Origin of the sequence: Streptomyces sp. KR55 (assembly GCF_052245645.1) — a bacterium.
Classification (GTDB): domain Bacteria; phylum Actinomycetota; class Actinomycetes; order Streptomycetales; family Streptomycetaceae; genus Streptomyces; species Streptomyces flavusporus.
On sequence record NZ_JBQQCE010000086.1, the window covers coordinates 1 to 26255 of the forward strand.

Annotated in this window: 23 protein-coding genes; 15 read left to right on the forward strand and 8 right to left on the reverse strand. The window is 71.1% G+C overall.

The window, feature by feature from the left end:
- Positions 1–44: 44 nt before the first annotated feature.
- From ACTWQJ_RS15175 to ACTWQJ_RS15195, 5 genes are all read left to right on the forward strand, one after another.
- Complete coding sequence (locus ACTWQJ_RS15175; protein WP_443307158.1) at positions 45–239, forward strand: hypothetical protein; 195 nt, start codon at positions 45–47, stop codon at positions 237–239.
- Positions 240–498: 259 nt separating this feature from the next.
- On the forward strand, positions 499–786 hold the full coding sequence (tatA, locus tag ACTWQJ_RS15180) for a Sec-independent protein translocase subunit TatA (protein WP_224736490.1): 288 nt from the start codon (positions 499–501) through the stop codon (positions 784–786).
- 47 nt (positions 787–833) lie between these two features.
- Positions 834–1796 (forward strand): twin-arginine translocase subunit TatC, encoded by a 963-nt coding sequence (gene tatC / locus ACTWQJ_RS15185; protein ID WP_443307159.1) that lies wholly within the window; start codon positions 834–836, stop codon positions 1794–1796.
- A gap of 57 nt (positions 1797–1853) precedes the next feature.
- The gene (locus ACTWQJ_RS15190; RefSeq protein WP_443307160.1) at positions 1854–2744 is read left to right on the forward strand and encodes a diacylglycerol kinase; all 891 of its coding nucleotides are present in this window, start codon (positions 1854–1856) and stop codon (positions 2742–2744) included.
- Between the two features lie 40 nt (positions 2745–2784).
- Entirely contained in the window at positions 2785–5637 is a 2853-nt protein-coding gene (locus ACTWQJ_RS15195) for a DEAD/DEAH box helicase (RefSeq protein WP_443307161.1), read from the forward strand.
- A gap of 100 nt (positions 5638–5737) precedes the next feature.
- Here the strand turns inward: ACTWQJ_RS15195 and atzF are convergent, their stop codons facing one another.
- The 4 genes from atzF to ACTWQJ_RS15215 are packed head-to-tail and all read right to left on the reverse strand — an operon-like array spanning position 5738 to position 12358.
- Positions 5738–7402, reverse strand: a complete 1665-nt coding sequence (atzF, locus tag ACTWQJ_RS15200; protein WP_443307162.1) for an allophanate hydrolase — start codon at positions 7400–7402, stop codon at positions 5738–5740.
- A gap of 17 nt (positions 7403–7419) precedes the next feature.
- Positions 7420–10932, reverse strand: a complete 3513-nt coding sequence (locus tag ACTWQJ_RS15205) for a 5-oxoprolinase/urea amidolyase family protein (RefSeq protein WP_443307163.1) — start codon at positions 10930–10932, stop codon at positions 7420–7422.
- A complete protein-coding gene (locus tag ACTWQJ_RS15210) occupies positions 10929–11537 on the reverse strand; it encodes an urea amidolyase associated protein UAAP2 (protein ID WP_443307164.1) in 609 nt (202 codons plus the stop codon). The genes ACTWQJ_RS15205 and ACTWQJ_RS15210 overlap by 4 nt, the downstream gene beginning before the upstream one ends.
- Positions 11534–12358, reverse strand: a complete 825-nt coding sequence (locus ACTWQJ_RS15215) for an urea amidolyase associated protein UAAP1 (protein WP_443307165.1) — start codon at positions 12356–12358, stop codon at positions 11534–11536. Before ACTWQJ_RS15215 ends, ACTWQJ_RS15210 begins: the two co-directional genes overlap by 4 nt.
- Before the next feature lie 161 nt (positions 12359–12519).
- On the opposite strand from ACTWQJ_RS15215, the gene ACTWQJ_RS15220 reads away from it, so the two are divergent.
- The 6 genes from ACTWQJ_RS15220 (at position 12520) to ACTWQJ_RS15245 (ending at position 18026) form a co-directional block, all read left to right on the forward strand.
- On the forward strand, positions 12520–13155 hold the full coding sequence (locus ACTWQJ_RS15220; RefSeq protein ID WP_443307166.1) for a TetR/AcrR family transcriptional regulator: 636 nt from the start codon (positions 12520–12522) through the stop codon (positions 13153–13155).
- A 303-nt stretch (positions 13156–13458) separates the two neighbouring features.
- The gene (locus ACTWQJ_RS15225) at positions 13459–15105 is read left to right on the forward strand and encodes a sensor histidine kinase (RefSeq protein ID WP_443307167.1); all 1647 of its coding nucleotides are present in this window, start codon (positions 13459–13461) and stop codon (positions 15103–15105) included.
- A complete protein-coding gene (locus ACTWQJ_RS15230; protein ID WP_443307168.1) occupies positions 15102–15509 on the forward strand; it encodes a roadblock/LC7 domain-containing protein in 408 nt (135 codons plus the stop codon). Before ACTWQJ_RS15225 ends, ACTWQJ_RS15230 begins: the two co-directional genes overlap by 4 nt.
- A complete protein-coding gene (locus ACTWQJ_RS15235) occupies positions 15506–15901 on the forward strand; it encodes a DUF742 domain-containing protein (protein WP_443307169.1) in 396 nt (131 codons plus the stop codon). The genes ACTWQJ_RS15230 and ACTWQJ_RS15235 overlap by 4 nt, the downstream gene beginning before the upstream one ends.
- The gene (locus tag ACTWQJ_RS15240) at positions 15882–16502 is read left to right on the forward strand and encodes a GTP-binding protein (RefSeq protein WP_443307170.1); all 621 of its coding nucleotides are present in this window, start codon (positions 15882–15884) and stop codon (positions 16500–16502) included. Before ACTWQJ_RS15235 ends, ACTWQJ_RS15240 begins: the two co-directional genes overlap by 20 nt.
- Positions 16503–16550: 48 nt before the next feature.
- Positions 16551–18026: a cytochrome P450 gene (locus ACTWQJ_RS15245; RefSeq protein ID WP_443307171.1), complete on the forward strand. Its 1476-nt coding sequence runs from the start codon at positions 16551–16553 to the stop codon at positions 18024–18026.
- On the opposite strand, the gene ACTWQJ_RS15250 is transcribed toward ACTWQJ_RS15245, so the two are convergent.
- Positions 18020–18967 (reverse strand): RluA family pseudouridine synthase, encoded by a 948-nt coding sequence (locus ACTWQJ_RS15250; RefSeq protein ID WP_443307172.1) that lies wholly within the window; start codon positions 18965–18967, stop codon positions 18020–18022. The two genes, ACTWQJ_RS15245 and ACTWQJ_RS15250, sit on opposite strands and share 7 nt — an antisense overlap.
- 78 nt (positions 18968–19045) lie before the next feature.
- On the opposite strand from ACTWQJ_RS15250, the gene ACTWQJ_RS15255 reads away from it, so the two are divergent.
- Positions 19046–19627: a GNAT family N-acetyltransferase gene (locus ACTWQJ_RS15255; protein WP_443307173.1), complete on the forward strand. Its 582-nt coding sequence runs from the start codon at positions 19046–19048 to the stop codon at positions 19625–19627.
- A gap of 1 nt (position 19628) precedes the next feature.
- On the opposite strand, the gene ACTWQJ_RS15260 is transcribed toward ACTWQJ_RS15255, so the two are convergent.
- Complete coding sequence (locus ACTWQJ_RS15260) at positions 19629–21170, reverse strand: amino acid permease (RefSeq protein WP_443307174.1); 1542 nt, start codon at positions 21168–21170, stop codon at positions 19629–19631.
- Positions 21171–21381: 211 nt separating this feature from the next.
- Between ACTWQJ_RS15260 and ACTWQJ_RS15265 the strand changes: the two genes are divergently transcribed.
- From ACTWQJ_RS15265 to ACTWQJ_RS15275, 3 genes are all read left to right on the forward strand, one after another.
- A complete protein-coding gene (locus ACTWQJ_RS15265) occupies positions 21382–22029 on the forward strand; it encodes a PadR family transcriptional regulator (protein WP_443307175.1) in 648 nt (215 codons plus the stop codon).
- 176 nt (positions 22030–22205) lie between these two features.
- Positions 22206–23213 (forward strand): ATP-binding cassette domain-containing protein, encoded by a 1008-nt coding sequence (locus ACTWQJ_RS15270; RefSeq protein ID WP_443307176.1) that lies wholly within the window; start codon positions 22206–22208, stop codon positions 23211–23213.
- On the forward strand, positions 23210–23986 hold the full coding sequence (locus ACTWQJ_RS15275; protein WP_443307177.1) for an ABC transporter permease: 777 nt from the start codon (positions 23210–23212) through the stop codon (positions 23984–23986). The genes ACTWQJ_RS15270 and ACTWQJ_RS15275 overlap by 4 nt, the downstream gene beginning before the upstream one ends.
- Positions 23987–24165: 179 nt before the next feature.
- Here the strand turns inward: ACTWQJ_RS15275 and ACTWQJ_RS15280 are convergent, their stop codons facing one another.
- Together ACTWQJ_RS15280 and ACTWQJ_RS15285 are read right to left on the reverse strand one after the other, a co-directional pair.
- The gene (locus tag ACTWQJ_RS15280; protein WP_443307178.1) at positions 24166–25011 is read right to left on the reverse strand and encodes a siderophore-interacting protein; all 846 of its coding nucleotides are present in this window, start codon (positions 25009–25011) and stop codon (positions 24166–24168) included.
- 114 nt (positions 25012–25125) lie between these two features.
- Entirely contained in the window at positions 25126–26055 is a 930-nt protein-coding gene (locus tag ACTWQJ_RS15285; protein ID WP_443307179.1) for a 5'-3' exonuclease, read from the reverse strand.
- Positions 26056–26255 lie beyond the last annotated feature (200 nt).

Genomic DNA, 26255 nt, shown 5'->3' on the forward strand with positions numbered 1-26255 from the left:
ACATGACGCCGAGCCTAGGCCCAGCACCCTCTAGGCTCGGCGTCATGTTCTGGCCGATGTTCGCGGTGGGTGTGGGTTTTCTGGGTATTGCCGTTCTCGGTGTGCTCGCTGTCCGGGTGTTCGTGGAGGCGGAGCGCCTCGGCAGGCAGGTGTCGGACTCCGCGCGCCGTATCAACCGGGCCGCGGAGGACCTGGAGCGCGCCGCCGTCAGCACGACCCGGTCGGTGGATGCGCTGTGAGGCGGGTTGTGCGGCCCTGTGAGTCCTGTGCCTGATGCGCTTTGGGCGGCTTCGCCCTGTCAACTTCCCCCACCCGGCAGGTACTCTGCTGGTCACGGTTCGGAAAACGAGGCCCGGGCCGTGGACCGGGAGTACGCACAGGGATTGCCTCGCGTTCACCCCTGAGCGTTACGATCGCTGCCAGCACGATCGTTCGGACACTTGTCCGACCGGTCGGACAGCTCCCCACCCATCCGCCTCGGTGAGAAGGTAAAGACTTATGTTCGGAAGGCTCGGAGCCCCCGAGATCATTCTCATCCTCGTCGTCATCATCCTGCTGTTCGGCGCGAAGAAGCTTCCGGACATGGCCCGCTCGCTCGGCAAGTCCGCGCGCATCCTGAAGAGCGAGGCGAAGGCGATGAAGGACGACGGCAAGTCCTCCGCCCCGGCCGACCCGCCTCACACCGACGAGCAGCAGCCTCCGGCGCAGCGCATCATCCAGGCCGCACCCGGTGACGTGTCCAGCTCCCGCCCGGTCACCGAGCCGACGGACACGACCAAGCGCTGACGCAGGGCCGGTGACCTCCGGCCCGCCGCACGAGATGGGAACGTGGGTTGCTGAAGTCTGCCCGCAAGCAGGAGAAGGATCCCGAGGGGCGGATGCCCCTCGCGGAGCACCTTCGTGAGCTCCGCAACCGGCTCGCGAAGGCCTTGCTGGCGATCGTCCTCGTCACGATCGTCGCTGCCTTCTTCTACAACGACATCATCAACTTCTTCACCGAGCCGATCCTCGACTCGGTCGGTTGCTCGCAGTCGTTCGAGGAACTGGCGCGGGCGTCCGCCGAGAATGCCGAGAATCAGCCGCCGTGCGCGCAGATCACGATCAACGGTCTGCTCGCGCCGTTCACGCTGGCGCTGAAGGTGTCCCTGATGGCCGGCGTCGTGCTCGCCTCGCCGGTCTGGCTGTACCAGCTGTGGGCCTTCGTCGCACCCGGTCTGCACAGGCACGAGAAGAAGTACGCCTACGCGTTCGTCGGCACCGGCTTCCCGCTCTTCCTCGGCGGCGCCTTTTTCGCGTACAAGGTGCTGCCCACCACCGCGAACGTGCTGATCGAGTTCACCCCGTTCGGCGTCGACAACCTGCTGCCGCTCGACGACCTGCTCGACCTCGTCACGCGTATGGTCATCGTCTTCGGTCTCTCCTTCGAGCTGCCGCTGCTGCTGGTCATGCTCAACTTCACCGGCGCGATCACCGGCAAGCGCATGCTCGGCTGGTGGCGCGCGATGATCATGGGCATCACGGTGTTCGCGGCGATCGCCACGCCCAGCACCGACCCGCTGACCATGCTGGCGCTCGCCGGACCCATCTGGATCCTGTACTTCGGCGCCGTGTTCATCTCCCTCGTCAACGACCGGCGCAGGCGCCGCCGCGAGGCCATGGGTCCCGCCGACGACGAGGCGTCCGATCTGGACCTCACGCCCGAGGACATCGGCGAGGTCGAGACCGTCAGCGCGAGCCGCGCCCTGCCCGAGCAGGCGAGCAAGGACCGGGTCAACGGATATGACGACGTCACCTGAAGCAACGGTTATGACGACGTGACCTGAAGATCGGCGAGCACCTCGTAGGGTCACTCCGTGACCAGCGAGATCACCCTCTTCGTCAACCCCACCGCGGGCCGCGGCCGGGGCGCCCGTGCGGCGCAGCCGGCCGCTTCCGCCCTGCGGGCGGCCGGATTCTCGGTGCGTACGGTCATCGGGCAGAACGCCGTCGACGCCCTCGCACGCGCGCGTGCCGCCGTCGCGGACGGCACCGGCGCCCTCGTCGCCGTCGGCGGCGACGGCATGGCGAACCTCGCCCTGCAGGCCGTCGCCGGCACCCGCACCCCGCTCGGCCTGGTCGCCGTCGGCACCGGCAACGACTTCGCCCGCACCCTCGGCCTGCCCGTGCGCGACCCGGCCGCCGCGGCCCGGGTGATCGCCGAGGGACTCAAGGGCGCCCGCGTGCGGGACATCGACCTCGGCCGGGCCGGCGACCACTGGTTCGGCACGGTCCTCGCCTCCGGCTTCGACTCCCGCGTCAACGACCGCGGCAACCGGATGCGGTGGCCCGTCGGCCGTTTCAAGTACGACCTCGCGATCCTCGCCGAACTGGCCGCCTTCCGGCCGTTGCCGTACCGGATCACCCTCGACGACGAAGCGGTCCGGGAGATCGAGGCGACCCTCGTGGCGGTCGGCAACGGATCGTCGTACGGCGGCGGCCTGCGGATCTGCCCCGGCGCCGACGTCACCGACGGGCTGTTCGACGTCACGGTGGTCGGGGACTGCAGCCGTACGACCCTGCTGCGGGTGTTCCCGTCGGTGTACCGGGGCGGGCACGTCGGCCACCCCAAGGTCACCGTGCACCGGGCGGCGCGGGTCGAGCTCGCCGCCGAGGGGATCACGGGATACGCGGACGGCGAGCCGCTGGGACCGCTGCCGCTGACCGTGCAGTGCACACCCGGGGCCGTCCGGGTCGTGGGCCCCTGAGCTGCGGGTATCGCCGGAGTCACAGAACCGGATCCGGATAATGATCGTCCCGTTGTCAGTGGCGCCCGGTACGCTCGAAAGCACGATGACAGAGGACCTCTCACCGGCCGAGCGGTACACGGCGGCGCGTCAGCGTGCCGCCGAGCAGGCCACCGCGCTCGCGTCCTTCCGCGAGATGTACGACTTCGGCCTCGACCCCTTCCAGATCGAGGCCTGCCAGGCACTCGAGGCGGGGAAGGGCGTGCTCGTGGCCGCGCCCACCGGCTCGGGCAAGACGATCGTCGGCGAGTTCGCCGTCCACCTCGCCCTGATGCAGGGCCGGAAGTGCTTCTACACGACACCCATCAAGGCGCTGTCGAACCAGAAGTACTCCGACCTGTGCCGCCGCTACGGGGACGGCATGGTCGGCCTCCTCACAGGCGACAACAGCATCAACCCCGACGCCCCGGTGGTCGTGATGACCACCGAGGTGCTGCGGAACATGCTGTACGCCGGCTCGCAGACCCTCCTCGGCCTCGGCTACGTGGTCATGGACGAGGTGCACTACCTCTCCGACCGCTTCCGGGGCGCCGTATGGGAAGAAGTGATCATTCACCTTCCCGAGTCGGTGACGTTGGTGTCACTGTCCGCGACCGTGTCGAACGCCGAGGAGTTCGGCGACTGGCTCGACACCGTCCGCGGCGACACCGAGGTGATCGTCGCCGAGCACCGTCCCGTGCCGCTGTTCCAGCATGTGCTCGCCGGGCGGCGGATGTACGACCTGTTCGAGGAGGGCGAGGGCCAGAAGAAGGCCGTCAACCCCGACCTGACGCGGATGGCCCGCATGGAGGCGAGCCGGCCGTCGTACCAGGACCGCAGACGGGGCCGCGCGATGCGCGACGCCGACCGTGAGCGGGAGCGGCGGCAGCGGTCGCGGGTGTGGACACCGAGCCGGCCCGAGGTGATCGAGCGGCTGGACGCCGAGGGGCTGCTGCCCGCGATCACGTTCATCTTCAGCCGGGCCGCCTGCGAGGCCGCCGTCCAGCAGTGCCTGTACGCGGGACTGCGGCTGAACGACGAAGAGGCGCGGGAACGGGTGCGGGCGCTGGTGGAGGAGCGCACGGCGTCCATCCCCGCCGAGGACCTGCACGTGCTCGGGTACTACGAGTGGCTCGAGGGCCTGGAGCGCGGAATAGCCGCCCACCACGCGGGCATGCTGCCGACCTTCAAGGAGGTCGTCGAGGAGCTGTTCGTACGGGGCCTGGTGAAGGCGGTCTTCGCGACCGAGACCCTCGCGCTCGGCATCAACATGCCCGCGCGTTCGGTGGTGCTGGAGAAGCTCGTCAAGTGGAACGGCGAGCAGCACGCCGACATCACCCCCGGTGAGTACACGCAGCTGACGGGACGTGCGGGGCGGCGCGGCATCGACGTCGAGGGCCATGCCGTGGTGCTGTGGCAGCGCGGGATGAGCCCCGAACACCTGGCGGGACTGGCCGGGACGCGTACATATCCGCTGCGGTCCAGCTTCAAGCCGTCGTACAACATGGCGGTCAACCTCGTCGAGCAGTTCGGGCGGCATCGCTCGCGTGAGCTGCTGGAGACCTCCTTCGCGCAGTTCCAGGCCGACAAGTCGGTCGTCGGGATCTCGCGGCAGGTGCAGCGCAACGAGGAAGGGCTTCAGGGCTACAAGCAGTCCATGACCTGCCACCTCGGCGACTTCGAGGAATACGCGCGACTGCGGCGGGAACTGAAGGACCGCGAGACCGAGTTGGCCCGGCAGGGCGCGGTACAGCGGCGGGCCGAGGCCGCCGTCGCGCTGGAGAAGCTGAAGCCGGGTGACGTCATCCATGTGCCGACCGGCAAGTACGCGGGGCTGGCGCTGGTGCTGGATCCGGGGCTGTCGGCCGGGCGGTCCAACGGGCATCGCGGCCTCGAGTACCACGACGGGCCCCGCCCGCTCGTGCTGACCGCCGAGCGGCAGGTCAAGCGGCTTGCGTCGATCGACTTCCCGGTGCCGGTGGAGGCGCTCGAGCGGATGCGGATCCCGAAGTCGTTCAACCCGCGTTCCCCGCAGTCCCGTCGGGACCTCGCGTCCGCGCTGCGCACCAAGGCCGGGCACATCCCGCCGGAGCGGCACCGCAAGAAGCGGTCCCAGGCCGCGGACGACCGGGAGATCGCCCGGCTGCGGACAGCGATCCGGGCGCACCCCTGCCATGGGTGCAACGACCGCGAGGACCACGCCCGGTGGGCCGAGCGGTACCACCGGCTGCTGCGGGACACCTCGCAGCTGGAGCGGCGGATCGAGGGACGGACGAACACGATCGCGCGGACCTTCGACCGGATCGTGGCGCTGCTGACCGAGCTCGACTATCTGCGCCACGACGAGGTCACCGAGCACGGCAAGCGGCTGGCCCGGCTCTATGGCGAGCTGGATCTGCTGGCGAGCGAGTGCCTGCGGGCCGGCGTCTGGGAGGGGCTTGCGCCCGCCGAACTGGCCGCGTGCGTCTCGGCGTTGGTGTACGAGGCGCGGGTCGGTGACGACGCGATGGCACCCAAGCTGCCGTCGGGCAAGGCCAAGGCCGCGCTGGGTGAGATGGTGCGGATCTGGGGGCGGCTGGATGCGCTCGAGGAGGAGTTCCGGATCAACCAGACCGAGGGGGTCGGGCAGCGTGAGCCGGACCTCGGGTTCGCCTGGGCCGCGTACATGTGGGCGTCCGGGAAGAGCCTCGACGAGGTGCTGCGGGAGGCGGAGATGCCGGCGGGGGACTTCGTGCGGTGGTGCAAGCAGGTGATCGATGTGCTGGGACAGATTCAGGTGGCCGCGCCTGCGGCGGGCTCGACGGTGCAGAAGGCTGCGCGTAAGGCCGTGGATGGGTTGCTGCGGGGGGTTGTGGCCTACTCGTCGGTGGGGTGACGGTTGCTTGGCGGGTGCGGGTTGGTTGGCGGGTGCGGGTTGGTTGTGGCTTGTCGCGCCCACGCGGCGGAGCCGCATATCGATACAGCCCCGCGCCCCTTTAGGGGCGTTGTTCTTCCCGGCGGTTCAGGTATGAGCGCCAACTGCCGTATGACGTGATGTCCTCAGCGTCCGTGAGCGCATCTGGCTCGCACAGGAAGCCGGGGGCTCGGGTGCCGTCTGCCAGTTCGACGCTGCCCAGGGTCATCGGGCGGGGGAGTGTGGCCAGGAGGCGGCCGAGGCCCTCTGCGGGGAGGCGCCAGATCTCCGTCTCGATCGCCGCTCCGCCCTTCCCCACGTACACCAGGCCCGGCTTGGGCGGAGTCGTCGACAGGGCGTGGAGGCGGTACGCCGGGGCCGTGGTCGTCGTGTGGTCCAGGCGGGCGCCAAGAGACAACAGCTGGGGGTTCAACGGCTGGCCGGTCAGGTGCGCTCCCACCACCGCCAGCCGGGTCTCCGGCTGGAGCAGCCCCGCGATTCTCGCCAGCCGTTCGTCCGTGAACGCCCGGCCGATCAGCATCACGCCGAAGGGCAGGCCGTTCACCTCGCCCGCCGGGGCGGCCACCGCGGCCAGGTCGAAGAGGTTGGTGGAGTTGGTGAAGCGGCCCAGGCGGGCGTTGGCGGCCAGGGGGTTCGCGGCCACCTCGGCGAGGGTGGGGTGGCCCGGCGTGGTGGGCAGGAGCAGGGCGTCCGCGTCGGCCAGTTCGGCCAGGGCTCGGGCGTGGAGGGTCGCCAGGCGGGCCTGGTCGGCGAAGAGCCGGTGGGCCGGGATGTCGCGGGCCCGGGTGATGATGCCGGCGACGGTGAGGTCCAGGCCCTCGCCGCCTTCCGACATCAACTTGTCGACAAAGGTGCCCACCGCGGTGTACCGCTCGGCCACGAACGCGCCCTCGTAGAGCATGGCAGCGGCCTCGGTGAAAGGCGTGAGGTCGATCGTGCGGAGCTGCGCTCCCGCCGCGGTGAGCTGCTCGGCCGCCGCCTCGTAGGCCTGCGCCCAGCCTTCGTCCAGGTCGCCCAGGTCGGAGGGGATCGCCACCCGCCAGGGACCGGGGGTGCGCTGGGGGAGATGCGGGAGCTCGCGGGCCGGTGGGGACGTCATGAAGGTCAGCGCCTGCTCGGCCTCCGGGAGGGTGCGGGCGAAGACCGTGACGCAGTCCAGTGAGGCGCAGGCCGGGACGACGCCGGTCGTCGGGACCAGGCCGCGGGTCGGTTTCAGGCCGACGATGCCGTTGAAGGCGGCCGGGACCCGGCCGGAGCCCGCCGTGTCGGTGCCGAGGGCCAGGTCGACGAGGCCGAGGGCCACCGCGACGGCCGAGCCGGAGCTGGAGCCGCCGCTGATCCTGGCCGGGTCGTGGGCGCCTCGTACCGCGCCGTAGGGGGAGCGCGTGCCGACCAGGCCCGTCGCGAACTGGTCCAGGTTCGTGGTGCCGAGGACGAGCGCGCCGGCCGCGCGCAGCCGGGCGACGACCGCCGCGTCCTGCACGGGGTGGTAGGCGTACGCCGGGCAGCCCGCCGTGGTGGGCAGGCCGGCGACGTCGATGTTGCCCTTGACGGCGAGGAGCCGTCCGGCGAGGGGAAGCCGTTCGCCGGCGGAGATGCGTGCGTCCAGGGCCTCCGCCTCCGCCTCGGCCTCCGCCCGAGGGCGCAGGTCGATCCAGATCTCGGAGCGGTCGACGGCCTCGATGCGTGCGTAGGCGGAACGGACGCGGGACACGGTGGTGGACATCTTGCTCCTCGGGGTGTTCAGCTCGCGGCCGGAGCCAGGACGACCAGTGCCGTGCCCGCCTCCACCTGGTCGCCGGGGCGGGCCAGGATCTCCGTGACCACGCCGTCCATCGGGGCCGGCACACGGGACTCCATCTTCATGGCCTCCAGGGCGAGCAGCGGCTGGCCGGCCGTCACCGCGTCGCCCGGCCGCACGTGCAACTGCCAGACCGAGGCGGCGAATTCGGCCTCGATCAGGCGCCCGCCCGGCGGGACGGTCACCTCGGCCGGTGGAGCCGCCGGGGCGGACGCGGCCTGAGCGCGGGTGAACTCGCCCGCCGCCTCCCACGCCTCCCGCTCCGCCGCGAAGGCGGCCTGCTGCCGGGACCGGAACGCGGCGATGGACTCGGCGTTCTCGGTCAGGAAGGCCTGGTACTCGGCGAGCGAGAACGTGCCCTCCTCGATACGGGGCACGAAGCGGCCGGACGTGATGTCCGCGCGCAGCTCGAGGAGTTCGTCCGCGTCCACCGGGTACCACCTGATGCGGTCGAAGAAGCGCAGCAGCCACGGCGAGCCCGGCTCGAACGCGCCGCGCTGCTGCCAGGGCGACCACACCTGGGTCGTACGGCCCACGAACTGGTAGCCGCCGGGGCCCTCCATGCCGTAGATGCAGAGGTAGGCGCCGCCGATGCCGACCGAGTTCTCGGCGGTCCAGGTGCGGGCCGGGTTGTACTTCGTCGTCACCAGGCGGTGGCGTGGGTCCAGGGGCGTCGCCACGGGGGCGCCCAGGTACACGTCGCCGAGGCCCATCACCAGGTACTCCGCGTCGAACACCGTGCGGTACACGTCGTCCACCGACTCCAGGCCGTTGACGCGGCGGATGAACTCGATGTTCCACGGGCACCAGGGCGCGTCGTCGCGGACGCCGGCCATGTAGCGGGCGATCGCCTCGCGGGTGGCCGGGTCGTCCCAGGACAGGGGGAGGTGGACGGTGCGGGAGGGGACGACGAGCTCGTCGGTGGGCGGGAGGGCCGCCACCAGCTGCCGTACGGCGGCGAGGAGTTCGGGCTGCGGCAGGCGGCTCGGGTCGGCCTGGATCTGGAGGGAGCGGATGCCCGGGGTGAGGTCCGTGATCCCGGCCGGGTCCGCCTCGGCCACCGCGTCCATCAGCGCGTGGACGCGCATCCGCAGGGCCAGGTCCAGCTGCATGGGGCCGAACTCGACCAACAGGTTGTCGTCGCCGCTGCGCCGGTACGTCACGTCGCCGTCCCGGGCCAGGATGCCGCCGTCCACGATCTCGGGGCGGGGCGATCCGCCGACGGTCACGGGCGTGAAGCGGACGGTGCCGCCGGGGCGCAGCTGGCCCAGCTTCCAGCGCTCGGTGCTGTGGACCGTCGCCGGGCACACGAACCCGCCGAGGGACGGGCCGTCGGGGCCGAGCAGCACCGGCATGTCGCCGGTGTAGTCGACAGCGCCGACGGAGTACGGGGTGTCGTGGATGTTGGAGGGATGCAGGCCCGCCTCGCCGCCGTCGGTGCGCGCCCAGCGCGGCTTGGGGCCGACGAGGCGTACGCCGGTGCGGGCGGAGTTGAAGTGGACCTTCCAGTCGGCGGCGTAGAAGTCGTGGATGTCGTCCTCGGTGAAGAACTCCGGTGCGGCATGCGGGCCCTCGACGGCACCGATGTGCCACTCGGCATCGAACGCCGGGCGGTCCGGGGGCGGTACGGGTGTGCCCTCGGCCGTCCTTCCGCCGTGCAGTACGTCTCCGGTGCGCAGCGCCCGGCCGCCGTGCCCGCCGAACCGGCCCGGGGTGAAGGTGCTCGCGCTGTCCAGGAACGGCGGGACGTCCAGGCCGCCGGCGACGAGGACGTAGGTCCGCAGGCCGTGCTCGACCGGTGCTCCGATCTCCAGTACGGCCCCGGCGGGCACCGTCACCGGCTCCCACTGCGGGATCGGGGTGCCGTCGACGGTGACCGGGGCCGGGGCGCCGGTGACGCAGACGGTCGTGGGATGCGTGAAGCGCAGGGACGGGCCCTGGAGGGTGCATTCGAGGCCGGGGGCGCCCTCCGGGTTGCCCAGCGCCCGGTTGCCGAGCCGGAAGGAGCGGTCGTCCATCGGGCCGCTCGGCGGCACGCCGACTTGCCAGTAGCCGGTGCGGCCCGGCCAGTCCTGGACGGTGGTGAGGGTACCGCCGGAGACGATCTCGATGCGGGGGGTCGGATCGGTGACGGACGCGAGGGTCGCCGTGGAGTGCGCGGCGCGTCGGAAGTCCGGGTCGGTGAGAGCCGCGCGGACCAGGCCGAGGTTGGTCTCGATGCCGTCCAGCCGGGTGCCGGCCAGCGCCTCGTCGAGGCGCCGCAGGGCGTGCGTGCGGTCCGGGCCGTACGCGATCACCTTCGCCAGCATCGGGTCGTACGACGTCGTCACCTCGGTGCCCGTCTCCACCCAGCCGTCCACGCGCACGCCCCGCGGGAACGCGACCCGCGTCAGCAGTCCCGCGCTCGGACGGTGGTCCCGGGAGGGGTCCTCGGCGTACAGGCGGGCCTCGACGGCGTGACCGCGCGGCGGGCCCGGGTCGTGGACGACATCGCGCTCGCCGCGTGCCAGGCGCAGCATCCAGGCGACCAGGTCGACGCCGTAGATCTCCTCGGTGACCGGGTGCTCCACCTGGAGGCGGGTGTTGACCTCCAGGAAGTACGCCTCCTCGCGGTCCGCGTCGTACACGAACTCGACCGTGCCGGCGGAGCGGTAGCCGACAGAGACACACAAGTCCCGGGCAGAGGAGGCGAGTTGCGTACGTACGTGCTCCGGAAGGCCGGGCGCCGGGGCCTCCTCGACCACCTTCTGGTTGCGGCGCTGGAGGGAACAGTCGCGGTCGCCGAAGGTGACGACCCGGCCCTCGCCGTCGCCGAAGACCTGCACCTCGACATGGCGGGCGCGTTCGACGAGCTGTTCCAGGAACACGCCGGCCGAGGAGAAGGAGGCGGCGGCGACGCGCTGCACCCGCTCCCAGGCCTCGGTCAGTTCGTCGGCTGATCGACAGGCCGACATACCGATACCGCCGCCACCGCCGGTGGCCTTGAGCATGACGGGATATCCGATGCGCGATGCCTCGTACAGCGCCTCGTCGAGCGAGGTCAGCAGTCCCGTCCCCGGCGTCAGCGGCACCCCCGCAGCCTCGGCCGCCGCCCGCGCCGTGTGCTTGGCGCCGAACAGCTCCAGCTGCCGCGGCGTCGGGCCGACGAACACGATCCCGGCGTCCTCGCAGCGGCGCGCGAAGGCCGCGTCCTCGGACAGGAAGCCGTAGCCGGGGTGGATCGCGCCCGCGCCGGTGTCCTTGGCCGCCTTCAGCACCAGGTCGGCGTCCAGGTACGACTCCTTCGCAGGCGCCGGGCCCAGACGCACCGCCTCGTCGGCGAGCCGGACGTGCGGGGCGCGGCGGTCGGGGTCGGAGTACACCGCGACCGTGCGCAGGCCGAGTTCGCGGGCGGTGCGGATGACGCGGACCGCGATCTCGCCCCGGTTGGCGACCAGGAGGGTGTCGAAGGTCATGCCGGGGCCCCGATCGTCATCTTCACCGGGGTCGGGTCGAAGCCGTTGCAGGGGTTGTTGATCTGGGGGCAGTTGGAGACGAGGACCAGCACGTCCTGCTCGGCGCGCAGGGTGAGCGACAGGCCCGGCGCGGACAGGCCGTCGACGATGCCGAGCGTGCCGTCCTTCTCCACCGGCACGTTCATGTACCAGTTGATGTTCGACACGAGGTCGCGCTTGCCGAGGCCGTGCCGGGCGCCCTCGGCGAGGAAGTTGTCCACACAGGCGTGCTGCGCCCAGGTGTGGTGGCCGTACCGGAGGGTGTTCGACTCCTTGGAGCAGGCGCCGCCGACCGTGTCGTGCCGGCCGACGTCGTCGGCGACGACGGTCATCAGGGGCGTGTGCTCGTTGGACAGGAGCACGCTGCCCGTGGTGAGGAAGATCGAGCCCTGTGCGTGGATCGTGTCGGGCGCGCTGTAGCGCACGGACGTGTCGTGGGCGTCGTAGACGAGGAAGTCGACGGCCTGGTTGCCGCGCAGGTCGGTGACGGTGAGCGTCTCCCCGGCGCGGACCACGGAGGACCAGGCGGCGCGGGCCGGAACGATCTCGGTCTTCACGCTCTTCATACGAGCCCCCTGGCGGCGAGGAATTCGGCGGTGTTCAGGAAGGCGCGGCGGCCCTCCGGGGTGGCGTCCCACAGGGCGTCGCCGGGCCCGGTCGGCGCGGCGCGCCAGGCGAGCACCTCCACCGGGGTGCTGACGTACTCCGGGCGGGGATCCGCCGGGTGCGGGACGTTGGCGATCAGGACGGTGACGTCCTGCTCGGCGCGGAGCGTGACGCTGCCCCCGGGGCCGGCCGAGCCCGTGAAGTCGAGGGTGCCGTCGTCGCGGACCTCCACGCCCTGGAAGAACGACAGGGACGGCGGCAGATCGCGGGGCCCGAGGCCGTTCTTGGCGGCGGCCAGCTTGAACAGCTCACGGCCGGCGGGGGAGGACGACTGCGGAGCGCCGTCGCCGTACCTCTCGGTGTTGCGTACGAGCGTGGAGGTGCCGCACAGCGCGTCGTGCCGGCCGGAGGTGTCGGCGATCACCGAGGCGAGGACGCGGCCCTGGTCGGACAGCAGCAGCCGGCCCTCGCCGAGGTAGGCGTTCCACTGGACCTTGACCGTGTCGGCGACGTTCAGCCGCTCCCAGGGGCGGTCGGCGACGAACAGCAGGACGTGCGCGCAGGCGTCGCCGCGCAGGTCGGTCAGGCGCAGCTCGGTGCCGCGGGCCAGCACCCGGTGCGTGTAGTTGCTGCCCGCCACCGTCTCGGCCCACACCAGATGGCCCGCCGCGCAGGGCGGCGTGGGCCAGTCCGCGGCCGGGACGACGGGCATGGCCTCGGTGCGGGTGCCTTCCTGGGCGCGCGCGTGGGCGCGGGCTCCGTATGTGGTCGCTGTCGCCATGGCGGTCCTCCGGCTCGTCTGTCGACGGATCGTTCCTGCGTTTCTGTCGCTCGACAGAAATTAGGGACGGGGCGGGTCGCCGGGATTGCCCGGGCGTTGCCGCTCGGTTACCGAGCCCTCACGGAGATCGCCGTGCGGGGGCGTGTGCGAGGATCGAACGCATGGGGACGACGGGTGCACAGCCGGGCCGCCGGGTCGGCCGGCCGCGGGCCGCGCAGCGGCCGGACAGCGGGCTGGCGCCGCGCGAGGAACTCCTGTCCGCCGCCGCGGAGTTGTTCACCACCCATGGCTACGCCGCCACCTCCACCCGGGCCGTCGCCGAGTGCGCGGGCATGCGGCAGGCGTCCATGTACCACTACGTCTCCGGCAAGGAGGAGCTGCTCGCCGAGCTGCTGGAGTCCACGGTCACGCCCTCCCTGGCGTACGCCCGGGAACTGCTCGCGGACGACACGGTGGCCGCCGAGCGGAGGCTGTGGGAGCTGTGCCGTGCCGACGTCGAGCTGCTGTGCGCCGGACCGCACAACCTCGGCGTGCTCTACCTGCTGCCCGAGGTGCGCACCGAGCGGTTCGCCGGCTTCCATGCCGTGCGCGCCGAACTCAAGGACGCCTACCGGCAGTTGCTCGCCGCGACCGGCGTCGGCGCGGCGCTCGCCAAGGGTGAGCTGGAGCTGCGGACGGACCTCGTGTTCGGACTGATCGAGGGCGTCATCCTCGTTCACCGATCCGATCCCGAGCGGCCGGTGTCGGCGTTCGCCGAGGCCGCGGCCGACGCCGCGCTGCGCATCGCCGGAGTCTGACCGGCCGTTCGTTCACCCGTGACAGTGAGGTGTTTTCGTACGCCTGTACGCCGTCACGCACCGTGTGCGAACGCAATCCGAGCGTGTAAACGGCCGAGGGTACTCCTGTCGTACGCCCCGTTTCAGGCGCTTGCTGAATATGACACGGCGATGATCCGGTCGGACTAAGCTCGCCCGCAGCGCACCGAGTTGCGGTGTATTCGTGCGCTTGTTCCCAAACATCCTGATGATCCCGACATCTCTCATGACATACCCCCCTGCAAGCTCGCCCCACACCCAGCCGATTCGTTTCAGAGGGCCCACATGGTGAGTGTTCAATCCCCACCCGTACGCCGTGAACTTCCCTATGCGCGCGTGCTGTTGCTGCCGGCCATACTGATGGCCGCGGCGACCGGGGCGTCCGTCGCCCTGGTGGCGCAGTCCGCCCGGATCGCGGTCGGCTGGTGCGGCGGCATCGCCACGCTCCTGGTGATCGTGACCGCGGCCGAGGCGGTGCGCCGCAGCCGCGCGCTGCGGGACCTGCGCGCCGAACACGCCCGGCACACGGCGTATCTGGAGCGGCGCATCGCCGCCCACGACGAGCACATCGCCCGGCTCGCCGACGAGCATCTGCCGGCCGCGCTGCGCCGGCTGCGCTCCGGCAACTCGCCCCACGAGGTGCTGCGCCAGCTCGGCCAGGAGAACCCCGACTTCCGGGCCCTCTCCGAGGCCGAGCTCCAGGTGATCACGACCGTGCTGCGGATCGTGGACCACGAGGAAGCCCTGCGCGACTCCGCCCAGCGCGCCTTCGTCACCGTCGCCCGACGTGTCCAGGCCATCGTCCACCAGCAGGCCAAGGAACTGAGGGAGATGGAGGAGGATCACGGCCGCAACCCCGAGGTCTTCGACGACCTGCTGCGCATCGACCACGGCAACGCGCTGATCGGCCGCCTCGCCGACTCCGTCTCGGTCCTCGGCGGCGGCCGCCCCGGACGCCAGTGGCCCCGGCCCGTCGCCCTCTACAGCGTGCTGCGCGGCGCCATGTCCCGGATCCTGGAGTACCGCCGGATCAACCTGGCCTCGATCGCCAAGGTCAACATCAAGGGCATCGCCGTCGAGCCGGTCATCCACGCCGCCGCCGAACTCCTGGACAACGCCACCCGCTACTCGCCGCCCAACACCAAGGTCCACGTCACCGCCACCGAGGTGCAGACCGGTGTCTGCATCGAGATCGAGGACGCCGGCGTCAGCCTCAGCGAGGAGGCCCGCAAGCGGGCCGAGGGCATGCTGGAGCGCGCCAAGGCCGGCGGCGACCTGCAGGAGCTCGGCGACAGCGACACCCCGCGGCTGGGCCTCGCCGTCGTCGGCCGGCTCTGCTCGGCGCACAACATGCAGGTCTCCCTGCGCGCCTCCGCGTACGGCGGGGTCCGCGCCATCCTCGTCGTACCCAGCGAGATGATGACCGACGAGCCCGGAGTCGGCCTCGCCCACGGCATCGGCGCCACCGCGTTGCCCCAGACCACGCCAGGCACGGTGGAAGGCCCCAAGCGCACGCCCAAGAAGCGCCGCCCCACCAGCCCGCGCATCCCCGCCACGGTCTCCATGGAGGACGAGGTCCCCGAGGTCACCGAGTGGACCGCCCAGGGCCTGCCGCAGCGGCGCAGCCGGATGAAGATCCCGCTGGACCAGCGGCTCGCCGAGCAGGCGGCCCTCGAGAAGGCCGCACGCGAGGGCGACGAGGAAGCCCTGCGCTGGATGCAGCCCCGGCCCGAACCGGCGCCTGATCCGGAGCGGAAGAAGCACAAGGAGCGCGAACCCGGGCTGGCCTTCGAGGCCTTCTGGGAGGGCCTGAAGAAGGACCTGCCCCCGGGCGTCCACCCCACCGCGTTCACCCGCGACCCTGCCGCATTCACCCATCTGATCAAGGACCCGGCCCGTACCGAGGCCGATGACGAGGGGGACCCCAAGTGATCCAGCAGCGAGGGAACTTCGACTGGATGCTCAAGGAGCTGGACGACGGCGTCCCGGGCATCGAGATGATCGTGGTGCTCTCCGCCGACGGTCTGCGCATCGCCCGGCACGGCGGCGACCCCGACGCCGCCGACCGGGTCGCCGCGGCCTGTGCCGGGCTGCAGAGCCTGACGAGCGCCGTCGCCCAGGAGATCCCGGACAGCGAGGGCGAGATGAAGCTGGTCGTCGTCGAGATCGACGGCGGCTACTTCTACCTGATGGCCGCCGGCGCCAACGCCTACCTCGCGGTCCTCGCCGACGTGCGGTGCGAACCCACCTACATGAGCGCGCACATGCGCGACCTCGTCGTGCGGATCGGCGCCCATCTGACCAGTCCGCCCCGACGCAGCGGGCGCACCGTATGACTCCTCCCCAACGCCAGAGGCGTCATCCCCTGCCGGATCCGGCGCCGCAGCCCGCCAAGCAGGGTGACGGCCAGAACCCCGAGCGGCTGTACACCATCACCGGCGAGGACGGGGCCCGGGTGCCGCTCGACCTGGTCACGTTAATCGTGGCGAACGCCGATCCCCCGCCTTCCGCCACGCCCGAGCAGGCGGCGCTGCTCCGGCTCTGTTCGGCCCCCCTGTCCGTGGCCGAGCTGTCGGCCTACCTCAATCTGCCGTTCAGCGTGGTGACCGTCCTGCTCACCGAGCTGCTGACGGCCGAACTGGTGCGGGCCCGCGCCCCGATCGTCCGTCAGGCGCTCCCCGACCGTTCCATCCTCGAAGCGGTGATGCATGGACTTCAAAAGCTCTGACACCATCCCGGGCCCACGCGCCGAGGATCATCTGCCGCACACGGCCCAGGCCGCGGTGAAGATCGTGATCGTGGGCGGCTTCGGTGTCGGCAAGACGACCATGGTCGGCTCGGTCAGCGAGATCCGTCCGCTGACCACCGAGGAGACCATGACGCAGGCCGGCATCGGAGTCGACGACAACTACGGCTCCGAGTCCAAGACCGCCACCACCGTGGCGATGGACTTCGGCCGCATCAGCATCACGGACCAACTCGTGCTCTACCTCTTCGGCACACCCGGCCAGGAACGCTTCTGGTTTCTGTGGAACGGCCTGTTCGAAGGCGCCCTCGGCGCCGTCGTCCTGGTCGACACCCGGCGCCTGGAGGTCAGCTTCGACGTCATGGGGCGGCTGGAGGAGCGCGGAGTGCCGTTCGTGGTGGCCATCAACTCCTTCCCGGACGCCCCCCGTTACCCCATCGACGACCTGCGGACCGCACTCGACCTGCCCGAGGCCATCCCCATCATCGAGTGCGACGTACGCCGCCGGGCCTCCAGCCGCGACGTCCTGATGACCCTGATGCGCTTCCTGCACTCCCTCGCCCTGACGGGCAAGCTCGCCTGATCCCCGATCGACCCCCCGATCCAGCACCGTTCCCGAAAGCGACCCGCTGTGACGCCTGACATCCCTTCCCGTACCGGTACGGACGACGACCTCACGTTCGGCGGCCCGCCGCCCGGCTGCCCCGCCCACGGCCGCGGCCCCGGCGGACTGCACCGGCTGCACCAGGCGGAGGACCTGGGCGACCTCTACGAGCAACTCCGCGAGGAGCACGGCCAGGTGGCGCCCGTGCTGCTGCACGACGACGTCCCCGTGTGGGTGGTCCTCGGACACGCCGAGAACCTGCAGATGGTGCGGACGCCCTCGCTGTTCACCCGGGACAGCCGCATCTGGACCCCGCTCCTGGAGGGCATGGTCAAGCCCGACCATCCGCTCATGCCGCACATCGCCTGGCAGCCCATCTGCTCCCACGCCGAGGGCGAGGAGCATCTGCGGCTGCGCGGCGCCGTCACCGGCGCCATGTCGACCATCGACCACCGCAGCATCCGCCGGCACATCAACCGCTACACCCAGCGGCTCGTCAACGAGTTCTGCGAGCAGGGCCACGCCGACCTCGTCAGCCAGTTCGCCGAGCATCTGCCGATGGCGGTGATGTGCGAGATCCTCGGCATGCCCGACGAGTACAACGAGCGGCTGGTGCATTGCGCCCGGGACGCGCTCAAGGGCACCGAGACCGCGCTCGCCAGCCACGCCTACGTCATGGACGCCCTCGGCCGGCTCACCGCACGCCGCCGCGCCCACCCCCAGGAGGACTTCACCAGCCACCTCATCACCCACCCGGCCCGGCTCACCGACGACGAGGTCAGGGAACACCTGCGCCTCGTCCTCTTCGCCGCCTACGAGGCCACGGTCAACCTCCTGTCCAACGCGCTGCGCATGGTGCTCACCGACCCGCGCTTCCGCGCCCAGCTCAACGGCGGCCAGATGACGGTGCCCGAGGCGGTCGAGCAGTCCCTGTGGGACGAGCCGCCGTTCAGCACCGTCCTCGGCTACTTCGCCAAGCAGGAGACCGAGCTCGGCGGTCACCGCATCCGCAAGGGCGACGGACTGCTCTTCGCGCCGGCCCCGGGCAACATCGACCCCAAGGTGCGGCCCGACCTCGCGGCCAACATGCAGGGCAACCGCTCCCACCTCGCCTTCGGCGGCGGCCCGCACGAGTGCCCCGGTCAGGACATCGGCCGGGCCATCGCCGACGTCGGCGTCGACGCGCTGCTGATGCGGCTGCCGGATGTCGAACTCGACTGCGACGAGGACGAGTTGGAGTGGCGTGAGTCGATCGCCTCACGCCATCTGGTGGAGCTCCCGGTGCACTTCGTGCCGAAGGCGCCGCAGGACATCATGGAACCGCCGAGCCCGCGGCCGGTGCCGCAGCAGCGCACCAGCTGGCAGATCGGCACGACCGAACCCGAGCCGGTGCCCGCTGTCCCCGAACCCCGGCCGGCCGAGCCCGTCGTACCGACGCCGGAGCCGGCCCCCCGCAGGCCGGGCGCCTGGCAGCGGTTCCTGCGCTGGTGGCGGGGCTACTGACCCGCCCACTGCGGGAGACAGGACCAGGCCGTCAGCGTCCGCTCACTGCGGAACAGATGCGCCATCCCCGTGACCGGATCGGTGAACTCCAGCTCCCGCGCCAGCAGTTGCAGCGGGCGCCGGAAGTCACCGGCCGGCACGGGGCCGGTCACCACCGGATAGAGCGGATCGCCGAGGATCGGCACGCCCAGCGCGTTCATGTGCACCCGCAGCTGATGGGTCTGCCCGGTGCCGGGCACCAGCCGATACCGGCCCAGGTCCGTACGGTGCTCGATCAGCTCGATGCGGCTCACCGCGTTCGGTTCGCCCTCGGCCTCGTGGGCGGTCAGCGAGCCGCGCTCCTTCACGATCCGGCTGCGCACCGTGCGGGGCAGGGCGAGCGCGGGATCGTACGGGGCGACCGCCTCGTACTCCTTGCGCACCAGCCGGTCCCGGAACAGCGTCTGGTACGCGCCGCGCTCCTCGGGCCGCACCGTGAACAGCACCAGCCCCGCGGTGAGCCGGTCCAGCCGGTGCGCGGCGCTCAGCGTCGGGATGCCCAGCTCCCGCCGCAGCCGGGCCAGCGCGGTCTCGGCGACATGGCTGCCACGCGGGGTCGTGGCCAGGAAGTGCGGCTTGTCGACGACGATGATGTGCTCGTCGCGGTGCACGACCTCCAGCGGAAATGGCACCCGCACTTCCTCCGGCAGCTCCCGGTGGAACCACACGAACATCCCCGGCACATACGCCGCCTCCGGCGCCACCGCCGTACCGTCCGCCCCGACGATCAGCCCGGCCGCGAACATCCCGTCGACGACCCCGGCCCCCGCCCCCGACAGCCGCTCCACCAGATGCTCACGCACGGTGGCCCACGGCCCCTCGGCAGGCAACCGCACCCGCACCGGATCCACCCCGGCACGCTGCGGCAGCGGGGAGGGCGGAATCCGGCTCTTGCGTCTCATCGCGTGCAAGCGTACGAGCCACCGCACGACACCGGAAAACCGCTGGGCCCCTCCGCCACCGCCCGGCAGGATGCGGGCATGCCCTTCCTGACCCGCCCCGTCCTGCCGTCCGGCACCCTCGCCCGTACCCCGCAGCCGACCCTCCCCACCGGCGACGGGCTCCTCCTGCGCCCATGGAGCGCCGACGACGCCCCCGCCGTTCACCAGGCCTTCCAGGACCCGGTCCTGCACGCCTGGCATCTGCGCTCCGCCGGATCCGAGGCCGAGGTGCGCGGCTGGATCGACGAGTGGCGCCAGGCCTGGAGCGAGGAGCGGAACGCGCAGTGGGCCGTCGCCGACGCGGCCGGCGGCCGGCTCATGGGACGCGTGGCCCTGCGAGACATCGTGCTCGGCGACGGTACGGCCGAGGTCGCGTACTGGACCGTCGCCGCGGCCCGCGGCCAGGGCGTCGCCGCTCGCGCCACCACCACCCTCGCCCGCTGGGCCCTCGACGAGATCGGCTTCCACCGCCTCGAACTCACCCACGCCGTCGCCAATACGGCGTCCTGCCGCGTCGCCAAGAAGACGGGCTTCGCCCTCGAGGGCACCAAGCGCAGCGCCGTCCTTCACACCGACGGTTGGCACGACATGCACCTGCACGCGCGCGTGCGGGGCGACTGACCTAGACCGCCACCGTCTCCGGTACGCCCGTCCGCTTCCGGTACACCCGGTAGGCCGTGCCCACCGCGACGGTCACCGTCAGGAACAGCACCGTGAACCACTGGAACCACCAGTGCCCGCCCGCCGGGTCGTACACCGCCGCCCGTGGCCAGGCCAGGTTGACCGTCATGATCAGGCCGTAGAGCAGGGCGAGCGCGTTGACCGGGACGCCCCAGCGGCCGAGGGAGAACAGGGGTGCGCCCGTCTCGTCGGTGCCGGTGGAGGTGAAACGGCCGCGTAGGCGCTGCACCAGCAGGGGGCCGGTGACCATGGCGTACGCAAGGTAGAGCAGCACGATGCAGGTGGTGCCGATGGCCAGAAACGCCTCGGGGGAGGCGAAGTTCAGCAGCAGCAGGGCGGCGGCGAGGGCGCCGACGACGACTGCGGGGGCGCTGGGCATGCCGGTGCGCGGGTTGACCCGGGCGAGGCGGCGGGCGAAGGGGAGTTGGCCGTCGCGGGCCATGGAGAACAGCATCCGGCAGGCCGCGGTCTGGATGGCCAGGGTGGCCACGACGATCGCCACCACCACGTCGGCCAGCAGCAGGCGGCCGACTCCGTCGCCCAGGCTGCTGGTGAGGACGTAGCTCAGTCCGTCGACCGCCAGGTGTCCATCGGTGAGGCTGGGCGCGGCGAGCAGTCCGCCGAGGACGATCAGGCCGCCGAGCAGTCCGGCAGAGGCCAGCGCGGTGAGGATCGTGCGGGGCGCGGTGCGGCGCGGATGGTGCGTCTCCTCGCTCAGCTCGCCCGCGCTGTCGAAGCCGATCATCACGTACGCCGCCGTGAACGAGCCCACCAGCAGCGCGCCGAGCAGTCCGGACTGCGCGGCTCCCTCGGTGTGGAAGGTGATGCCGGGGGAGCGTTCGGAGTGGGTGAGGAGGAGGACGACGATCAGGACGGCGCCGATGATCTCGGCGGTCACGCCGACCCGGTTGATCACCGACATCACGCGGTTGTCGACGACGTTCACCAGCGTGGTCAGCGCCAGCAGGATCACGCCGAGGACGGCGGCGTTGGCCGCGCCGTCGGCGGAGGTGGGGGCCGGGTCGTCGCCGATGAGCTGGAAGCCGGACCAGATCGCCGGGAGCACCATCTGCAGCGCGAGGGCCGCGGCGGCGACGACCACGATCTGGCCGATCACCATGATCCAGCCGGCGAACCAGCCGAAGGCCGGGTTCGACAGGCGCGTGGACCACTGGTAGATCGCGCCCGAGATCGGATAGCGCGCGGCCAGCTCGGCGAAGCAGGCCGCCACCAGCAGCTGCCCGATCAGCACCGCGGGCCAGGCCCAGAAGAAGACGGGGCCGCCGAAGGCGTACCCGAAGGCGAAGAACTGGAAGACCGTCGTCAGGACGGAGATGAAGGAGAACCCGGCCGCGAACGAGGCATACCGGCCGAGGCTGCGATGCAGTTCCTGACGGTAGCCGAACTCCTCGAGGGAGCGGGCGTCGGCGGAGTCCGGCTCCGGTGGATCGGGGCGGACGTCGGAGGGGGCGGTGGTGGTCACGGCGGCACCTGCCTTGGGCGTTGGCGCTGATTCCTGTCGGGCGACAGAAATTAGGGAGGGGCTGTTTCCGACGCGTCACGCCGACATGTCCGGGGCGGGCCCAAGTCCTCACGCCCTCCGAGTCGATCGCGATACATCGTGTCCATTGCTTCGCGGCAAGGTTCGCGATATATTCGGTGCCGGATATTCGGAAACGAGGGGGTGACCCGCCATGCCGGGCAAGCGCCGCAAGCTGAGCAACCCGCTCGCGCTGACCGTGATGACGACCCTCTGGCAGAAGCCGATGCATCCGTACGAGATCGCCCAGACCCTGCGCCGTCAGGGCAAGGACGCCAGTACGAAGATCAACTACGGCTCGCTCTACACGGTCGTGCAGAACCTCGAGAAGCACGGCTTCGTCGAGGTGACCGACGTGGAGCGGCAGGGCAACCGCCCCGAGCGCACGGTCTACGGGCTCACCGAGGCCGGGCGCGAGGAGATGACCGAGTGGCTGTCGGACCTGATCGCCGTCCCGGCGAAGGAATACCCGATCTTCGAGACCGCGCTCTCGCTGCTGGGGGCGCTGCCCCCTGACGACGTGGTGCGGCTCCTTCAGGAGCGCCTCACATCCCTGGACGTTCAGGTGACGAGTGGACGGGCGGTGTTGGAGAAGCTCTACGAGACGCTGCCGCGGCTGTTCCTCGTCGAGGTCGAGTACCAGCTCCACATGGTCGAGGCACAGGCGGCGTGGGTCCGCAGCTTCGTCGGGGAGATCCGCGACGGCTCGCTGCCCGGCGTCGAAGCATGGCGGCGCTTCCACGAGACGGGGGAGTGGCCGCCGGAGCTGGAGGAGGTGGAGCAGCGCCACTTCGGCGCGTGATCCCTGCATGAACAGACCCCGGCAGGACTGTTGCAGCAGTCCCGCCAGGGTCTCCAACCCCGAACCGAGTCCGCTGTGAGGCAGAACCGGGCGATCGAGGTGCGGCACACCCAGGATAGCCCGGCGCTCTTCACGCGGATCAGTCGTCCCTACGCTCATCCAGGAGAGCTGTCGTCATGAACTCCCGTGCGCCCGCCGTCGAGGCGCGGCAACTCGTCAAGACCTACCCCGGTGACATCACGGCCCTGGGCGGCCTGGACATCACCGTCGAGCCCGGCACGGTCTTCGGGCTCCTCGGTCCCAACGGGGCCGGAAAGTCCACCACCGTCAAGATCCTCACCACCCTGGCCCGCCCCGACTCGGGAGCGGCCACCGTCGCCGGCCACGATGTGCTGCGCCACCCCGACCGGGTGCGCCGCGCGATCGGGGTGGTCGCCCAGAACTCCGGCGCCGATCCGGTGGCCACCGGCCGTGAGAACCTTCAACTCCAGGGCCGGCTCCACGGCTTGAAGGGCGCCGCGCTCGGTCGGCGGGTGGACGAGCTGCTGGAGCGTTTCACGCTCTCGGACGCCGCCCGGCGCCCGGTGAAGGGCTACTCCGGCGGTATGCGCCGTCGGCTCGACGTGGCGCTCGGCCTGGTGCACCGGCCCGAGGTGCTCTTCCTCGACGAACCCACCACCGGCCTCGACCCGGAGGCCCGCAGTGCGATGTGGGACGAGATCGGGCGGCTGGCCGGTGAGGAGGGCCTGACCATCCTGCTGACCACGCACTATCTCGAAGAGGCCGACCGGCTCGCCGAACGCATCGCCATCGTCGACCGAGGTCGCGTCGTCGTCGAAGGCAGCCCCCACTCCCTCAAGGGCGAACTGCGCGGTGACGCCGTCCATGTGGAACTGCGCGAGGCGCTCGGCGAAGCCGGCCGTACGGTGCTCGGCGGCACCCTCGGCGGACTGCCGGGCGTGCACGAGGTGCTGATCGACGGCCTGCGCATCAGCGTCCGGGCCGAGGAGGGCGCCGCCGTGGTGCCTGCGCTGCTGGGCACGCTGGAGCGCGCCGGGGTCGGAGTCGCCGCCGCGACGGTCGCCCGGCCCTCCCTCGACGACGTCTACCTCCGCTATGCCGGCCGCCGGTACGCCGACGCCGACTCCGCCGATCAGTTCGTCCTCGCGGGAGGCGCGCGATGAGCACTGCGGTCACCCAGACCTGGTACATGACGCAACGTCAACTCATGGTGTTCGCACGGCAGCCCGCGTACGCGGTCATCACACTCATCCAGCCGGTGGTGTGGCTGTTCCTGTTCGGCAGCCTCTTCAAGAAGGTCGTCGAGCTGGGCGGCTTCGGCACCGGCTCGTATCTCGACTACCTCGTACCGGGCGTGGTGGTGATGAGCGCGCTCAGCTCCAACATGTGGGCGGGCATGGGCACCTTGGAGGAGATCCAGCGCGGCACGCTCAACCGCTTCCTGACCACGCCGGTCAGCCGGGCCGCGCTGATGAACGGCAATGTCGTGTACAACGGCCTGGTCACTGCCCTGCAGTCGCTGATCATCGTGCTGCTGGGCCTGCTCGGCGGCGCCGACTACCCGGGCGGCATCGGGGGAGTGGCCGTCCTGGTGCTGGCCTCGGTGTTGCTCGGTACCGTTTTCGGGGCACTGTCCAACGCGCTCGGCATGCTGGTGCGGGAGCGGGAGTCCCTCATCGGCATCAACACCTTCCTGCTGCTGCCGCTGACGTTCCTGTCCAGCGCCTTCATGGCACCGGCCCAGATGCCGGGGTGGATGCGGCACGTCGCCGACTTCAACCCGCTCGACTGGGCGATGGTGGCGGGACGTTCGGCACTGTCCGCCGACCCTGACTGGGGGGACGTGCTCAGCCGGGGCGGGGGACTGCTCGCGCTCGCGGTGGCGGCGGTGTGGCTGTCGATCCGGACGTTCAGGTCGTACCAACGGTCGGTGTGACCCGGCCGCAGACAGCGAAGCGGCGGCACCTCGCACGGTGCCGCCGCTTCGTCGACGTGTGCCTGAGCGCTCCGCTGGATATGCGGTTCGGAAACCTGCGGGTCGTTCGTGGCTGGTCGCGCAGTTCCCCGCGCCCCTTTGGGGCGCTGCCGAACCGCACCGGACTTCGCCGAGCCCGCTTAGGCGGCGGCCACGCCTCTCTCCTGCTCCGCCTCGATGCGGGCGTTCCAGTCCCGCTTCGCGGCCTGCCAGCCGTCCTCGTTGTGGCCGAGCCGCCAGTAGCCGGAGATCGACAGGTCCTCGCGCGGGATCTGGTACTCGACCCGCAGCAGTCGGCGCAGTTCCTTCACGCAGCCCGCCTCGCCGTGCACGAACGCCTGCACACGGCCCGCCGGGAACTCCAGTGCCCGTACGGCCTCGACGAGCGCCTCGCCGACGGGACGGTCGCCGCGGTACAGCCAGACGACCTCCACGTCGGAGTCGAACTTCTGCCGCTCCTCGGGGCCGGAGACCTCCACGAAGGCCCGGACCTCGGCGCCGTCCGGGAGCGATTCCAGGGCGGCCCCGATCGCGGGCAGCGCGCTCTCGTCACCGGCGAGCAGATGCCAGTCGGCGCCCGCGTCGGGGGCGTAGGCGCCGCCGGGGCCCATGAAGTGGATGGTCTCGCCGGGCTGGACACGCATCGCCCAGGGGCCGGCCAGTCCCTCGTCGCCGTGGAGCACGAAGTCCAGTGTCAGCTCGCGCAGTTCGGGATCCCAGGCGCGCACGGTGTACGTCCGCGTGACCGGCCACTGCTCACGCGGGAACTCCTCGCGGATCCGCTGCATGTCGAAGGGCTCGGGGTAGGTGACGCCGTCGGCGGGGAACAGGAGCTTCACATAGTGGTCGGTGCACGTGCCCGCCGTGAACTCGGCGAGACCCGTGCCGCCCAGGACCACACGCTGCATGTGCGGAGTGAGCCGTTCGGTGCGGACGACCTGCGCGGAATGGGCCCTCCGCGACTGCCGGGCCGGACGTTCTGCCATGACGGTCTCCCTGTTCCCCAAGAACTTAGGCTTGCCTAACTTACCATCTTCCCCCAGTAAACACCTCTCTCTCGGCGAGTTTATGAGTCCGAATTGTCCTGGTTGCCGGAATCATCACGATCCGAGGGTCGTCAGCAGCCGCTGCAACGACCCGCCCAGGCCCCACCGCACCGCCAACCCGTCCAGCGCCGCCGGGTCGCGGGGAGTGTGCGGCAGCGTCGTGTCGACGTCCGGCAGCGGCACGTCCGTCGCGACCCGGACCACCGTCGGTGCCACCGCGAGATACGGCCGCGCCTCGGTCAGCCTCGTGCGCTGCGTCGGCGTGAGCCGGGCCGTGCGGTCGTCGACGGCGGCCAGGATCCCCGCCAGATCGCCGAACTCGGCCAGCAGCTTCGCGGCCGTCTTCTCTCCGATGCCCGGTACGCCCGGCAGGCCGTCGCTCGGGTCGCCGCGCAGCAGGGCCAGATCCGCGTACCCCCGGCCGTCGACGCCGTACTTCTCGCGCAGCCACGCCTCGTCCGTGAGCTGCAGCGTGCCCACGCCCTTCAGCGGGTACAGCACCCGCACCCCGCGTGCGTCGTCCACCAGCTGGTACAGGTCCCGGTCGCCGGTGACGATGTCCACCGGGCCGGCCGCCCGTGCGGTGAACGTGCCGATGACGTCGTCCGCCTCGTATCCGTCGACCCCCACGCGCGCGATGCCGAGCGCGTCGAGGACGGCTTCGATGACCGGCACCTGCGGCGACAGCGTGTCCGGCACCTCCTCCTCGTCGGGCCCCACCTCGTGTTCCTCGGCGACGCGGTGCGCCTTGTACGACGGGATCAGGTCGACCCGCCACTTCGGCCGCCAGTCGGCGTCCATGCAGGCGACCAGGTGGTCCGGCTGGTGGTCCCGGACCAGGCGGTCGATGAACTCCAGCAGTCCGCGCACGGCGTTCACCGGTGTACCGTCGGGGGCCTTCACCGAGTCCGGGACGCCGAAGTAGGCGCGGAAGTAGAGCGAGGCGGTGTCGAGGAGCATCAGTCGTCCGGTCACGCCTCGCATCATGCCGTACGGCTCCGACAGTCACCCGGAGACGGCCGGGGCGAGCCATCTGTCTACACCCTGTGAACTGGGCCACTAGTGTGATGCGCCTGAAATCCTGGGCTTAAGTCTCATGCTGGTTTTTGGTGGCCGGTGTAGCGATCTTGGTGAGGTAGTCGGCGAGGGATTTGAGGATCTCGTCGGCGGTCTTGGTCCACTTG